The organism is Neorhizobium galegae (genome assembly GCF_021391675.1).
GTDB classification, from domain to species: Bacteria; Pseudomonadota; Alphaproteobacteria; order Rhizobiales; family Rhizobiaceae; genus Neorhizobium; species Neorhizobium galegae_B.
In genome coordinates, this window is record NZ_CP090096.1 from 595,794 (window position 1) to 607,886 (window position 12,093).

Sequence of the window (12,093 nt, forward strand, 5' to 3'; positions counted from 1 at the left end):
GTCATCTTCTCATTCGCCACGGCAGAAGCAGACATCTCATCGAACGACGGAGTGTATTTCCATGTGCCCACCAGGATGCCTTCATTCCATTTGCCAGACTGCGACGCGGCGGGGACTTTTGAAGTCCGGTTTCGCGCTCGGCATCGGAGCGGCCGCGTTCCCGTCCGTCACCTCGGCCCAAACCACGCCGCGATTTGCGTTCAGCGACACCATAGATCTCTCACATGTTCTCTACGAAGGGTTCCCCACCTTTAGCGGCGACAAGTGGTTCACGGTCGAGCACCTGGCGACATTCGAGAAGGATAAGGTGAACCTGCATCGCTGGACGATCGTGGAGCATAGCGGCACCCATATCGACGCTCCGATCCACTTTTCTGCCGACGGAATGACGGCGGACATGATCCCGATTTCCGATATGATCGTACCGCTCGTCGTGATCGACATACAGGCCCGTGCCGCCGACGATCCGGACACGTCCCTGACGCCCGACGACATAAAGAAATGGGAAGCCAAGAACGGTCGCCTCCCGAGCGGATGCTGCGTCGCCATGAACTCCGGCTGGCATAAGCTGGTCGGCGACAAGAAGTTCACCGGCAACGATGAGCAGAAGCGCAACCACACGCCCGGATTCCATGCGGAGACGGCGCATTTCCTGATTTCGGAACGGGAGGTCAAGGGCATCGGCGTCGATACGCTGTCGCTCGACACGGGTCTGAATTCCGGCGGCGCCTTCCCGGTGCATTACGAATGGCTCGGCAGCGGCCGGTGGGGTGTGGAATGCCTCGCCAACCTCGATGCCATTCCCGAAAAGGGCACGCACCTGCTTCTGGGGACGCCGAAGGTCAAGGGTGCGACCGGCGGCCCGACGCGTGCGATCGCGCTGGTCTAGGACACGGCGAGGCTGCTGCTGATTAATGAGTTCAGGCGAAGGCCCCAGTCGATATGCGAGGTTTTGATGGTTGAGAGGATGATCTCCGCCGAAAAACTGGATTGCGTGGTGCGTACGGCGGACCAATTGGGCGAAACGCCCCTTTGGTGCGACAGGACGCGCAAATTATGGTGGGTGGACATCGAAAGGCCGAAGCTGCAAAGCTTCGACCTTTCGTCCGGCCACCATGACGTTTTCCTCGATCCTAACGTCACCTATCTCGGCGGCCAGGCGTTTACCTCTTCGGGAGGCCACCTCCTCGCTCGTGACCTGTCGCTTTTTACTCGCTCCGACGACGGCGAGCTTCGGTTCTTCGCGGAGATCGAAAGCGGGATCGACAATCGCCTTAACGACGGACGGGTGGACGCCTGGGGCCGGCTGTGGATCGGGACCATGGACAACCAGCTCCACCGCCCGAATGGCGCGCTCTACCGCATCGATCCGGATGGCACTGTGGAGAGGATCTTCGACCAGGTGATCGTGAGCAACGGCATCGCCTTCTCGCCGGATCGGCGCCGCATGCATTTTACCGATACACGCCGCTATCAGAGCTGGGTCCTCGACGTGGATCCGCTTACCGGCTCGGTCGCGGAACGGCGGATGTTTGCGGACTATTCGGCGACGGGCGATCGGCCGGACGGAGCCTGTTTCGATGTGGACGGCGGTTTGTGGACCGCCTTCTTCGGCGGAGGACGGGTGGTACGTTACGCCCCGGATGGACGTATCGACACCGTTTTATCCATGCCGGTCAGCAATCCGACCTGCGTCTGTTTCGGGGGGCGAGACTACCGAACGCTGTTCATCACCACTGCATCGAAATTCCTGACGGAGGAACAGCGGGCGGCCGAGCCCATGGCGGGCGCTGTCTTCGCCCTCGAGGGCGTGGCGCAGGGATTCGCGGAACACCGATTTGCAATCTGAGGAGCGCCGGGAGCGCTGAAGGGGAGGAAGACATGCAAGCCTTATCGAGACGAAACGTTCTGGCGGGCGCGGCCGCGGTTGCGGCTTCGGCCGGACTGCCCGGTGCGGCACTTGCGGCCACCAAGCTGCGTTTTGCGGACGTGACCACCGCAGATGCGCCGCGTTCGCTCGCACTGACCAACATCTTCGCGAAGGAGATGGGAGCCGACTACGAATTTCAGGGTTATTTCGGATCGACGCTGTTCAAGCAGGGCACGGAACTGGTCGCCGTTCAGCGCGGCAACCTGGAGATGGCAATGTTGCCGCCTTCGGATTTTGCCAAGCAGGCGCCCGAATTCGATATCCTCGGCGCGGCCTATGTGGTTCGCGACGCCGATCATCTCAACAAGATCTTCGAGAGCGACGTCGGCGAGGAGTTCAGAAAAACGGCTCGCGAAAAACTGAAGGTGGAGATCCTGGCGCCCGCCTATTACGGAGCACGCCACGTCAACCTCAAGGGAAACAAGAAGGTGTCCAAGCCGGAGGACTTAGCCAGCGTCAAGCTTCGCATGCCGGGCGGCGAAAGCTGGCAGTTCCTCGGCAAGGCGATTGGCGCCAATCCCGTCGCCATGGATTACGCCGAGGTCTACACCGGTCTGCAGACCGGTGCGATAGACGCGCAGGACAATCCGCTGCCCAACGACAAGCTGATGAAGTTCTACGAGGTGACGAACCAGATTGTACTGACGGGCCACAATGTCGGATTCGGCATGCTGCTGATCGGCTCCTCCGTCTTCGACAAGCTTCCCGAAACCGAGCAGAAGCGCATGCGGGACGTCGCCAAGAAGGCCTTCGCCTGGAGTACGGCCGAATACCTCAAGCAGGAAAGCGAGCTGATCCAATTCTTCAAGGAAAAGGGTCTGGAGGTCTACGAGCCGGATGTCGCCGCCTTCCGCGACTACGCCCAGAAGCAGTATGCCCGCTCGCCGCTGTCCTCGTCCTGGCCGCAGGGCATGATCGACCGCATCAACAAGCTGTAGTGCGGATATGACCCCACAGGCGCGAGGCGGCGACACGGTCGCCTGGCGCCAAATCGACCACCAGGGGAAGACTTGACGAAATCGAAATGGCTTGCGGCAGGCGCGCGCGGCAAGCGATAGCAGGCTTAAGAATGGTTTGAACCTCCGGGATGTGGCAGGCATGCCTGAAATCTCCGTTTGAAGTTTAACCAGATGTCCCGAAGTCCGTCCGGTCCAAGACAACAACGGCATAGTCACGACATCAAAGAGCAGAATCCATTCACGCCGGGGGCGATGCACCAAGGCCGCGAGGAATATGAACCGCCGGACTGCGATTGTCCGTCCGCTTTCTCTTTGATTACATAGCCGTCGCTGTGCATAATCCTCAGTTTGCGCCAGTGCCTTGGCAATATCTGCGTCGGCAAAGACCGGCTGGAAACACTGCGAATGGTTGGAGAAGCTGGATGGAACTGAAGTGGCTTGAAGACTTCGTCAGCTTGGCGCGTTTCATGAACTTCACGCTTGCGGCCCATGACAGAAACATCACCCAGTCGGCACTCAGCCGCCGTATCCGGCAACTTGAGCAATGGGTCGGGCTGCCCCTGATCGATCGTTCAACCTATCCGGTCAAGCTGACGCCGGCAGGCTACAGCTTCCTGCCGAAGGCGCGCAAGAGCGTCGACATGCTCTGCGCCTTGCGCGAAGATACGATCGAAGCGCATGGCTCGGCGGAGGAGGTCCTCTCCTTTGCCACGATGAGTACCCTCGTGCTGACATTCTTCCCGGCCTGGATGGAAAAGGTCGAGGCGCTCGGAGAACCGTTCCGCACACGCTTCACGGAAGCCTACTCATCGTTTTCCAACAACGTCGCGACACTTTTCCGCAACGAGTGCGACTTCCTGCTGATCTACGCCCACGATTCTGTTCCGGCGATGCAGGACCTTTCCGAACACGATTATCTGACGCTTGGAGCCGAGCAGGTGATCGCCGTGTCCGCACCGGCCGAGAATGGCGATCCGCTGCATGGCGTGCAATCCGATGGTAGGCTGATCGACTACCTCAGCTACCGGGACAATTCATTTTTCGCGCAGGCCTTGCCGAATGCCGTCTTCGACAAGAAAGCGCTCCGGTTCAATACGGTCTACGAGAATGCGATGTCGGCGGCGTTGAAGGCGATGGCCGTGTCTGGCCACGGAGTGGCGTGGATCCCGGAAAGCCTGGCCATTCAGGAACTGCGGACCGGTCAACTCGTCCGGGCGGCCGATCCCTCCTTCGATATCGAAGTCGAAATCAGGCTCTACCGCTCCTATCGCCTGCGCGGCAAGCGCGCCGGTCAGTTCTGGAGACAGGCGGAAGAGGTCGCGCTGCAAGCCAATCGCTAGACTACGGACCCTTCCTGGCTAGGTCTCGGTCATTTCCTGGCACCGCCGTCGAAAACGGGGGCCAGAAATGCAAGGTCCGGCTGCTCGTCCAGGGCAGCGAGAGCGGCATAGACGGACATAGGGTTTGCAACACCTTCCAGGCAGTCTGCAAACTTCGTCCTGCGGTCATCCTCCGAAAACGGCTCGGCCAGGCCGCCGCGTGCAAAGCTGCGCTCCACCACATACACTTGTCCGTCGCGGAGCGTGATCCGCAAGCGGTGCGGCAGGTAGCTCGTTGCACAGGCTTCTTCCGCGGCGCTGTAGTGGGTCATCGATATCTTTGCGAGGAGCGGGTCCTTTGCCACGATGTCGACGCTTGCGGGCGTGAAGTCGAGCAGCGACAGGCTTTTGTTGCGGAATGCCAGTGCCAGGCAATACTGCATGGAGAAACGGGCTTCCATCTCGTCACGCGGTTGCGGGTAGGCAAGGTTGCGGTAGTTGGCAATCCCGACATGGCATTCGGCGGATACGATCGCATCCGGATCGATCGGCGCGTCCTTCATCAGGTCGAGGGCCGCATCGACGATCAGATGCGTCGAGCCACAACATGGATGCAATTTCGGCATGACGCCGACCGTCTCGATCGTATGCTCGCGTGTGCCTGAGATATCCGCAAGGTCGTAGCCCTTCGGCGCCTCGCCGCCGAACATTTCCAGGAAGCCTTGCGGGCCCTCGAGAATGTCGAGGCGTCCCAGAAGCCCCGTCCCGGCCAGAAGTGCTGCCTCCACGGCATTGCGGGCCGCCATCCCGGCATGGAAGGGTTTTGCCGGTGTGCCGAATTGGCCCTTCGTTCCCGAAGCCATGCTGGCGCCCATCGACAGCGCCCGGGCAATGCCGTCCGTGTCCATTCCCAAAAGCTTGGCGACGCCGGCTGCGGTGCCGATACTGCCGACCGTCGACGTCCCGTGCCATCCGGCAGTATAATGCGATCCGGCAACGCCGCTGCCGACGAAGGCCTGGGCCTGGAGAGCGGCGAGATACGCATCCGTCAGCGCCCGCCCGCTGACGCTCAACCCATCGGCGACGGCCAGAAGCGCCGGCACGAGGACGGCCGAGGCGTGGCTCATGCCGGGACGGAAATTGTCGTCGTAATCGAGCGCATGTGCGGCGGTGCCGTTGACCAGCGCGGCCACCGACGGCGACTGACGTCCGCCGGTGACGAGCGGCGCTTCACCGTCCGGTCGCCGACCGAAGGCCTGCGCGACGGCAAGCGTGCTCTTGTCGGCACGACCGGCATACAAACAGGCGATGGTGTCGGCGATGGCCTGATGGGCCAGCCGGCGCGCATCGTCGGAGATTGCCGGCGGGGCGGCACACCAGGCTGCGATAGTCTCGATAACGGTTCTCATGGGAAGCTCGCTGGTTCTTGATGGGAAGACATGCGGTCACGTTCGCGCTCCTGACGGGCACGGTTGCCGACCGAGATTTTTGGCTTTGGTTTCAGGAAGACTCGTCCACCGCCGCGAGCAATTGGCGCAGCAACCGGCCCATGCCGAATGCACTAACTTGACGGCCTGTTATTTCCGTATCGACGCGATGGACGACGACCATGTCGAGGGCGGGCATCATAAGGCAATAGTGCCCGCCGGCCCCCATCGCGGCATAGCTTCCCTTTGGCGTCACCAAGCCCGGCAGGAAAACGCCGTCCCGTTCGAGCCACCACATATAGCCGTAGGCGCCATGCGTCCCTGCATGCGAATAGGGCATGACGCATTCCTGCACCCAGCCGGCCGGCAGCACTTGGGCCGAATTCCAGACTCCGTGGCGCAGGAAAAGCTGTCCGAAACGGGCCAGATCCCGGCTGGACATGCGGAATGGATAGGCGCGGTGCTCGCTGATATCGAAGCTCTCGTGCCATCCGTCGGGCCGGCCTCCGGATCGTTCGTCGGTCAGCGAAAAGTCCTGCATGCCGGTGGGACCGGCAATCTGCCGGGCAAAAGCTTGGTGAAGGCTTTCGCCTGTAAGCTTTTCGAAAATCGTCCCGAGCGCATTGAAATCCCAGTTGTTGTAGCACCAGAAGGTGCCCGGCCCGTGGGCATGACGTCGCTCCTTGATCCGGCGCATCCAGGGCGTCTCGTATCCGGCTGGATGGTATATGCCAGAGCGCGCCGTCAGCAGATCGTAGACGGTCGCCTGCCTTTCGACCTCGCTCAGCCCCTCCCGGTCATCGATACCCAGGGTTTCCATGGTGCTCGACAGGTCGATCCGGCCGCTCTCGACCTCCGTGCCGATCAACGCCGCCAGAAAGCTCTTGCGGATCGAATGACACAGGAATTTCTTCGTCGGATCGCCGAGAGTAAAAGCCACTCTGCCATGACGGATGACCAGCAACATATCGGTGGCCTGCAACGCAGCGATGGCGCGCAGCTTTTCAAGCCCGGCGGCATGGAAGCCTGTGTCGCGCGTCGTGTCGAAATGCTCCCACGCCCCGGAGGGCTCACCGGGCCTGTCGATAGCATATGCCTGAAGCGCGGTCATGCCACCGCCTCGTCACGCCTCGCGACGGCCTCGATCGTGGCCTGCAGGAACTCGCGGGTATAGTCTTCCTTGGCTTGCGACTGGCGGATCTGATGCGAGGTCAGTTCCTCGATGATCTTGCCCTTGTGCATCATGCCGGCGCGCTCGCAGATATGGGCGATGACGGCGAGATCGTGCGACACCATGAGGTAGGTAAGGTTACGCTCGATCCGCAGCCGCCTCAGAAGGTTGAGGATTTCCGCCTGCACCGAGACGTCGAGCGCCGAGGTCGGTTCGTCGAGCAGCAGGATTTCCGGCTCGGTGATCAGCGCCCGGGCGATCGCAACGCGCTGCCGCTGACCACCGGAAAGCTCGTGCGGGTAACGATAGCGGAAGGACGGCCCGAGGCCCACGGCATCGAGCGTTTCGGTAATGCGCTCGGAGGCTCGGTCGATGCCGTGGATGGCAAGCGGTTCGGCCAGAACCTTTTCGACGATCTTGCGGGGGTGGAGGCTGCCATAGGGGTCCTGGAACACCATCTGCACTCGGCGGAAGAAATCTTTGCTCCGCGTCTTCGGCAGTTCCTTGTCGGCCAGCGTCAAAGCACCGTCATAGTCGCCGTTGAGCCCGCTCAAGGCCCGCAGGATCGTCGACTTGCCGCAACCGGATTCGCCGATCAGGCCATAGGCCTCACCCTTGTTGATCCGGAACGATACGTCGTCCACGACGCGGGTGCGGGCATGTTTAGGGCCAAAACTGATCGAAAGACCAACGGCCTCGATCAGCGGTCTCGTCGGTTTCATGCGAGCGCTCCATTGCGATAGACGGGGCCGTCGAGCCAGCTTGGGTCCCGAACCGGCACCGTGAGGTTTTCAACGGCGACATCAAGCCGTGGCAGGCTTTCGAGCAGCGATTGCGTATAAGGGTGCCGGGCATTGTGCAGTTCGCTCGCCGGCAGATCTTCCATGATCCGGCCGGCATACATGACCAGAACCCGGTCGCAGAAGCTGGCAACGAGATTGAGGTCGTGGCTGATGAACATCAGGCCGGTGCCACGGCGGGTGACCAGTTCGTCGAGGATGGTCAGAACTTGCCGGCGCACCGTCACATCGAGGGCGGAGGTCGGTTCGTCGGCGATGATGAGATCCGGCTCGGGGATCAGCATCATGGCAATCATGATGCGTTGGCCCATGCCGCCCGACACTTCGTGCGGGAAGAGCTTGAACACCCGGTCCGGATCGCGGATCTGCACTGCTTCCAGCATGGCCAGCGCCTTTTCCTTCGCCTCGGCCGGCCGCGCCTTGTGATGCAGGCGATAGGCCTCGACGATCTGGTTGCCGATCCGCATCAGCGGATTGAGCGAGTATTTCGGATCTTGGAGAATCATCGAAATATGGTTGCCGCGGATCTTGCGCATCTCCCTTTCGCTGGCGGACAGAAGGTCGATATCCTTGAAGCGCATATGCGTTGCGCTGATCTCCGCGCCCTTCGGCGTCAGCTTCAGGAGCGACCGGCCGGTCAGCGATTTTCCCGAGCCGGATTCGCCGACGATGCCGACCTTTTCGCGGCCGATGGTGAACGAGACGCCGCGCACGGCATCATGGCTGCGCTGCGCGCCGTGGAAGCGGATCCTCAAGTCCTTGACGTCGATGAGCGGCTTATCCATGGCGGGGATCCAGAATGTCGCGCAGGCCATCGCCGAGAAGATTGAAGGCGAGGCTGGTCAGGAGGATGGCGGTGCCGGGAATGGCGGCGATCCACCAGCTGGTCATCACGAATTCGCGGCCGGAGGACAGCATCGTGCCCCATTCCGGGCTCGGCGGCTGGGCGCCAAGCCCGAGAAAGCCGAGGCCGGCAGCGGTAAGAATGATGGCTGCCATGTTGAGCGTGACGCGCACCACTACCGATGGAATGCACATGGGCATGATGTGTCCGAAGATGATGCGCGCACTGGATGCACCCTGAAGGCGCATGGCGGCGATGTAATCGGACTTGCGGATCGTCAGCGTTTCGGCGCGCGCCAGCCGGGCGATCGGCGGCCAGGAGGCGAGCGAAATGGCGATGATGGCATTCTGGATGCCCGGTCCGAGCGCTGCGACGAAGGCCAGCGCCAGGATGAGGTTCGGGAAGGCCAGAAACACATCGACGATGCGCATCAGCACCGTATCGACCCAGCCGCCGAGATAACCTGCCGTGGTACCGACGATGAGCCCGATCGGCGCGACGATGACGGTCGTCAGAAGCGCGATGTAGAGAGTGATGCGAGCACCGAAAAGCAGACGGCTATAGACGTCGCGACCGAGTTCGTCGGTGCCGAGCCAATGCTGGAAGGAGGGCGCCAGCAGCCGCGCCGCAAGGTCCTGCTCGTAGATATCATGCGTCGCCAGAATGGGCGCAAGCAACGCCGCGACGAGCATGACGACGACGACGCAAAGGCCGAACAGCGCCGACGCGTTGGACCGCAGCCGCCGCCATTGCAGCCAAAGCTGCTGCATGCGGGCATGAAAGGGCGAAGTCGGAACCGGCGCCCGCAGCCAGAGACCGAGGCTACCGGACGAAGCGGCGATCTTTGCGGTCCGGGAAAGGGATTTGTCTGTCATGGCTGCCTCACCGGGTTCTGGGGTCGAAGACGCGATAGAGGAGGTCGCAGATGAGGTTGAGGGTCACGAAGATGACACCGACCAGAAGCGAGCAACCGACGACGGCATTCATGTCACCGACGAGAAGCGCGTTGGTCAGATAACGGCCAAAGCCGGGCCAGGCGAACACCGTTTCGGTCAGCACGGCGCCTTCGAGCAGGAAAGCATAGGATAGCGCCACCACGGTGAGCACCTGAACCGCGACGTTGCGGAACGCGTGCACCCAGACGGTGCGTGCCCAGGACAGGCCCTTGACGCGGGCCGTGACGATATATTCCTGCGCGAGCTGCTCGATCATGAAGCTGCGCGTCATGCGGCTGATATAGGCAAGTGCGCCGAAGCCGAGGATCGAGGCAGGCAGGATGATATGGCCGAAGACGTTGCGGAATATCTCCCAGTTGCCGGCAAGTGCGCTGTCGATCAGATGGAAACCGGTGACCGGCTCGAGATCGAACTCATAGATGAAGTCGATGCGCCCCGGCCCGCCGATCCAGCCGAGCGTCGCGTAGAACAGCACCAGTCCCATCAGGCCGAGCCAGAAATTCGGCGCCGAATAGCCGATCAGGCCCGTGAAGCGGATGGCATTGTCGAGCCAGGAATTGCGGTACATGGCCGACAGCACGCCGGCGGGAATGCCAAGCCCCGTGCCGATGACGATTGCCAGCGTGGCAAGCTCGATGGTGGCCGGAAACACGCGGGCGATGTCTTGCATCACGGGCTTGCCGGTGGTCAGCGCGTCGCCGAAATCGAGCGACAGGATACCCTTCACGTAGACGCCGAACTGGTACCAGAGCGGCTTGTCCATGCCGAGCGCGCGAGACATCTTCTCATAGGCTTCCTGCGTGGCATTGTCGCCGAGGATGGAAGCGACGGGATCGATCGGCAGCATCCTGCCGATGAAGAATGTCAGGGCCGCAAGGCCGAACAGCGTCACGAACACCGGCAATAGCGTCCTGCCGAGAATGCTCAGCAGGGCGAATGCCGGGTTCGGCCTGGCCACGTTCCCCGCATCGCTGCGGGGAACCGGGAAGGTGGGGTCCGTCATGAACGCCTGTCCCTTATTTGGAGACGAGGTCGTAATAGACGCGGAAGCCGTTCCAGGTCCAATCCTTGACCTTACCGCTCATGCCGACGGTATTGTACATCTGGAACATGATGGCCATCGGGCCCTGTTGCATGACGTCCTTCTGCAGCGCGTAATAAAGTTCGTTGCGCTTGGCCGGATCGCCTTCCAGAAGTGCTGCCTTCACCTGCTTGTTGAAGTCCTCGTTCTGGTAGGCGGAGCGCCAGGCCGGGATCTGGGTCAGCTTGGCTTCCGGACGGTTGTCGGGATTATAGACCAGACGCGAGGCATTGCCGTGCGCATCCGGGACGCCGGTCTGCCAGGCCAGCATGCCGGTCTGGAACTCGCGGCCACGGATACGGGCAAAGAGCTGGGCATTGGCCATCCGCTCGAGGTTGAGCTTAACGCCGACCTTGGAGGCGTTCTGCTGGATGCTCTGGGCGATCGGTGCCGAATGCGGCAAGGTGCCAATCAGCACGTTCGCTTCGAAGCCATCCGGATACCCGGCCTCGGTCAGCAGCGCCTTGGCCTTCTCGATATCGAGCTTGAACGGCTGGCCTTCCTTGGTATCGAGAGCCCCGGTGGCGCCGAGCTGGGCAAAGCTTGCCCGCGGCACGCCGAGATAGGTCATGACCGACTTGGCAAGACCGTCGTAATCGATCAGGTAACGCATCGCCAGACGCACTTTTTCGTTCTTGAAGATCGGGTCGGCGGCGTTGAAGGTCCAGAAAAACAGCTGTGGCTTCAGCACGCGCTCAACCTTCAAGCCAGGCTTGCCGTCGAGATCGGCAAGATCGTCGGGCGACAGGTCGCGGGCAATATCAATGTCGCCCTGGGTCAACAGCAGGCGCTGCGTGCCCGGCTCGGCGACGTGACGGATCAGGATGCGCTTCAGCTTCGGCTTGGCGCCGTAATAGTCCTCGTTAGCCTGTAGCACGATGGACTCGCCGGAGTTCCACTGCACCAATTTGTAGGGACCGACGCAGGCCGTGTTGGTGGCGAGGTATTTGTTGCCCATGTCGCCATTGATCTCCTTCGAGATCAGCGTCTTCTGGTCGAGGAGCGCCGACACGCGATTGGCGCCGATGGCCTGCAGGATGAGGTTGGTCGGATAGGGATTATCCAGCGACAACACGAGCGTGTTGTCGTCGGTCGCGGAGATACGTTCCTTCACGTTGTCCTTGCTGAAGCCGTATTCGGTCAGCGTTGCGGCATTGCCGTAACCGAGCAGCACGACGCGCTGCATCGACCAGGCCAATTCCTTCGCCGTCGCCGGGGCGCCGCCTGGGAATTTCAGGCCGGTATTGAGATGGAAGGTGATCTGCTTGCGGTCTTCGGACACATCCCAGCTTTTCGCGAGAAGCGGTAAGGCCTTGGACTCGTCCTTCGGATCGAAATCCACCAGGGAATCGCAGGTGTTTTGCATCAGCTCGCTGGTCACGACTTCGCCGATCTGCGCCGGATCGAAGGTGCTGATGGCATCGATATTCCACGCCATGACAAGCGCCGTGTCCGGCGTTGCAGCCCGCGCCGGCAGGCTGATCGAGGCCGACAGGGCCGCGACGGCAGCAAGATAGCTGATCTTGGAAATGCTTCTGGTAATCATGCTTTTCGTTCCCTTTATTTTTGTGACTTTCAAGCTCTGATCTGGGCCGGGGGCTGGACC

Annotated in this window: 11 protein-coding genes; 4 read left to right on the forward strand and 7 right to left on the reverse strand. The window is 61.5% G+C overall.

Annotation, left to right across the window (positions count from 1 at the left end):
• Positions 1–118 precede the first annotated feature (118 nt).
• The 4 genes from LZK81_RS25535 to LZK81_RS25550 all read left to right on the forward strand — a co-directional run bounded on the left by LZK81_RS25535 (position 119) and on the right by LZK81_RS25550 (position 4,229).
• Positions 119–889, forward strand: a complete 771-nt coding sequence (locus tag LZK81_RS25535) for a cyclase family protein (protein ID WP_233957787.1) — start codon at positions 119–121, stop codon at positions 887–889.
• Between the two features lie 66 nt (positions 890–955).
• Positions 956–1,849: an SMP-30/gluconolactonase/LRE family protein gene (locus LZK81_RS25540; RefSeq protein WP_233957788.1), complete on the forward strand. Its 894-nt coding sequence runs from the start codon at positions 956–958 to the stop codon at positions 1,847–1,849.
• 32 nt (positions 1,850–1,881) lie between these two features.
• The gene (locus LZK81_RS25545; protein WP_233957789.1) at positions 1,882–2,868 is read left to right on the forward strand and encodes a sialic acid TRAP transporter substrate-binding protein SiaP; all 987 of its coding nucleotides are present in this window, start codon (positions 1,882–1,884) and stop codon (positions 2,866–2,868) included.
• Between the two features lie 443 nt (positions 2,869–3,311).
• Positions 3,312–4,229, forward strand: a complete 918-nt coding sequence (locus LZK81_RS25550) for a LysR family transcriptional regulator (protein ID WP_233957790.1) — start codon at positions 3,312–3,314, stop codon at positions 4,227–4,229.
• 29 nt (positions 4,230–4,258) lie between these two features.
• On the opposite strand, the gene LZK81_RS25555 is transcribed toward LZK81_RS25550, so the two are convergent.
• The 7 genes from LZK81_RS25555 to LZK81_RS25585 all read right to left on the reverse strand — a co-directional run bounded on the left by LZK81_RS25555 (position 4,259) and on the right by LZK81_RS25585 (position 12,033).
• On the reverse strand, positions 4,259–5,617 hold the full coding sequence (locus LZK81_RS25555; RefSeq protein ID WP_233957791.1) for an MmgE/PrpD family protein: 1,359 nt from the start codon (positions 5,615–5,617) through the stop codon (positions 4,259–4,261).
• A gap of 91 nt (positions 5,618–5,708) precedes the next feature.
• On the reverse strand, positions 5,709–6,746 hold the full coding sequence (locus tag LZK81_RS25560) for a serine hydrolase domain-containing protein (protein WP_233957792.1): 1,038 nt from the start codon (positions 6,744–6,746) through the stop codon (positions 5,709–5,711).
• On the reverse strand, positions 6,743–7,528 hold the full coding sequence (locus LZK81_RS25565; RefSeq protein WP_233957793.1) for an ABC transporter ATP-binding protein: 786 nt from the start codon (positions 7,526–7,528) through the stop codon (positions 6,743–6,745). Before LZK81_RS25565 ends, LZK81_RS25560 begins: the two co-directional genes overlap by 4 nt.
• Positions 7,525–8,391, reverse strand: a complete 867-nt coding sequence (locus LZK81_RS25570) for an ABC transporter ATP-binding protein (RefSeq protein ID WP_233957794.1) — start codon at positions 8,389–8,391, stop codon at positions 7,525–7,527. The genes LZK81_RS25565 and LZK81_RS25570 overlap by 4 nt, the downstream gene beginning before the upstream one ends.
• On the reverse strand, positions 8,384–9,325 hold the full coding sequence (gene nikC / locus LZK81_RS25575; protein ID WP_233957795.1) for a nickel transporter permease: 942 nt from the start codon (positions 9,323–9,325) through the stop codon (positions 8,384–8,386). The genes LZK81_RS25570 and nikC overlap by 8 nt, the downstream gene beginning before the upstream one ends.
• Positions 9,326–9,332: 7 nt before the next feature.
• Complete coding sequence (locus LZK81_RS25580) at positions 9,333–10,409, reverse strand: ABC transporter permease (RefSeq protein ID WP_233957796.1); 1,077 nt, start codon at positions 10,407–10,409, stop codon at positions 9,333–9,335.
• A gap of 13 nt (positions 10,410–10,422) precedes the next feature.
• Positions 10,423–12,033 carry an ABC transporter substrate-binding protein gene (locus tag LZK81_RS25585; protein WP_233957797.1) on the reverse strand — a complete coding sequence of 537 codons (1,611 nt, stop codon included), beginning with the start codon at positions 12,031–12,033 and terminating at the stop codon, positions 10,423–10,425.
• Positions 12,034–12,093: the final 60 nt, after the last annotated feature.

Coding starts and splice junctions, on each gene's coding strand:
- LZK81_RS25540 (WP_233957788.1), top strand. CDS start 956: ATGGTTGAGAGGATGATCTCCGCCGAAAAACTGGATTGCGTGGTGCGT.
- LZK81_RS25545 (WP_233957789.1), top strand. CDS start 1,882: ATGCAAGCCTTATCGAGACGAAACGTTCTGGCGGGCGCGGCCGCGGTT.
- LZK81_RS25550 (WP_233957790.1), top strand. CDS start 3,312: ATGGAACTGAAGTGGCTTGAAGACTTCGTCAGCTTGGCGCGTTTCATG.
- LZK81_RS25555 (WP_233957791.1), bottom strand. CDS start 5,617: ATGAGAACCGTTATCGAGACTATCGCAGCCTGGTGTGCCGCCCCGCCG.
- LZK81_RS25560 (WP_233957792.1), bottom strand. CDS start 6,746: ATGACCGCGCTTCAGGCATATGCTATCGACAGGCCCGGTGAGCCCTCC.
- LZK81_RS25565 (WP_233957793.1), bottom strand. CDS start 7,528: ATGAAACCGACGAGACCGCTGATCGAGGCCGTTGGTCTTTCGATCAGT.
- LZK81_RS25570 (WP_233957794.1), bottom strand. CDS start 8,391: ATGGATAAGCCGCTCATCGACGTCAAGGACTTGAGGATCCGCTTCCAC.
- nikC (WP_233957795.1), bottom strand. CDS start 9,325: ATGACAGACAAATCCCTTTCCCGGACCGCAAAGATCGCCGCTTCGTCC.
- LZK81_RS25580 (WP_233957796.1), bottom strand. CDS start 10,409: ATGACGGACCCCACCTTCCCGGTTCCCCGCAGCGATGCGGGGAACGTG.
- LZK81_RS25585 (WP_233957797.1), bottom strand. CDS start 12,033: ATGATTACCAGAAGCATTTCCAAGATCAGCTATCTTGCTGCCGTCGCG.